We start from the raw sequence: 1,818 nt of genomic DNA on the forward strand, positions 1-1,818 counted from the left end.
GGTGCTGCCAAGTTTATTGGCAACGGGCGACTGTAGGGATGCGATCTCATCCGCCAATTGCCCCCGATACTGATCCAAATGCCCCGCCGACAAAAACTCTTCCGCCACACAGGACTGATGGAGTCGCGCATCATAGCCATCGCGACGGGCTACATTGGTAAATCGCATCACCTGACTGAGAGACCGCAGGTGCTCAGGGCTACCGTAACCTGCCAACTCACAATCAGCCAGTAGCGCCAATGAACAGGCAATTAGCCCACCCCCAGCACTAGGTGGCGGATTGGTCAGTAACTGAGTGCCATGGTAGTCAAGGCACAATGGCTGACGCTCTATCACCCGGTATCGCTCAAAATCCTCAACCGTCAGATACCCACCTTTAGAGGCCGTCACCTGGGCGGCCATGGCCTGCCAAAAGGCGTCTATACCCTGGTTTACCAAACGCTCCAGGGCATCAGCAAAAGCAGGCATATGCAATATTTCCCCCGCCTTCAATAACTGACCTTGGGGTGCATACATCGCTCGCGCCCCGGGTGTTGCCAGCAAAATAGGCTTAAGCACACCATATACATAGGCCAGAAACCCATTGACCACCACACCCCGACGCGCCAGATAAATGGCTGGGGCAACGACCTTCCCTAAGGGCAATCGACCCAGGCGCTGATGGACATGCACCAGCCCCTTCAACACCCCTGGCACAGCCATGGCCCCTAAGCCAATGTGAAACTCCTGCACCGTATCGCCAAAATCTGCACAGATGGGATAGAAATCTAGCGGATGCTCCAAAGTTTTATCAGCAGGCGTTTGGGTGAAAAAATCAAAAAGTACATGCTCACCCGCTCCTGTATGGGCCAGTAGAAAGCCACCGCCCGCCAGGGATGTCAGCACCGACTCAGCCACACAGGAGGCCAGCACCCCCGCCACTGCTGCATCAAAAGCATTGCCCCCTTGCTTCAGCATTTCTACAGCAGCCGCTGCCGTCTTCCCATGGCCCGCCGCGACGACTCCACCCATAGAACCTCTCCATTTCCATCGATAGTCAACGTAGCAGAAATGGAACAAGACGCAATCAGCGGGAAGCATATGCCACAAAAGACTGCTGATCGATCAGTGATTTAATCAAAATTCGTGAAGGTTACATATTTTATACAAAAACCTGTTTTACCTGACATGACTGCATCTCTTAACCAGGAGTAAGTTTATGGTTTAACCTCCTGAAAAAACAACCCAAAATCTCACCCAGAGGTAACTCCAGGGCTCCTTAAAGAGAGAAGTATACACTCTCAGGCATTGTTAACTTTGGTCTACAAGCCCCTAACCGGCAACACAATGATCTATATTGTCATTGAAGCGAAATGACATCGCTTCCCTGGCAGATAAAACAGCTAGAGAAAACAACAAAGAGGTAACGCTGTTGCATATTCTGTCTCGTCTAACCCAACACCCAACGGGTCAAGCTGATACATCCTATCGCTGACATTTTGGGAGCCATGCTGAAGTTGTTGAGTAAGATGCTCAAAGGGCCATTGCCAACAACAAGACGTATCTCCAAGTCCTAGCGAACGATTAGAAAGGATGTTCCTTAGGAAGACGGTTGGGTGTTGTGCTTTTAAAGTCTTTAAACACGACTCTTCTCGCAAAGCCAGGGAGATACATAGCGCCCCGTTTCTTTCCTGAGATTGTTAACTTTGGTCTACAAAACACCCACAGAATTCAAGGCAGGCTATATTGATATTGAAGCGAAATGACATCGCTTCCCTGGCAGATAAAACAGCTAGAGAAAACAACAAAGAGGTAACGCTGTTGCATATTCTGTCTCGT

The 1,818-nt window shown here is 50.1% G+C and carries 1 protein-coding gene; it reads right to left on the reverse strand.

The genetic code is table 11. The features are described from left to right. Positions 1–1,011 (reverse strand): gamma-glutamyltransferase (locus tag DXZ20_RS04920; protein ID WP_163703399.1); only part of this gene is annotated, 1,011 nt, incomplete at its 3' end. Positions 1,012–1,818: the final 807 nt, after the last annotated feature.

The organism is Adonisia turfae CCMR0081 (assembly GCF_011009555.1).
Taxonomy (GTDB): Bacteria; Cyanobacteriota; Cyanobacteriia; order Phormidesmidales; family Phormidesmidaceae; genus Leptothoe; species Leptothoe turfae.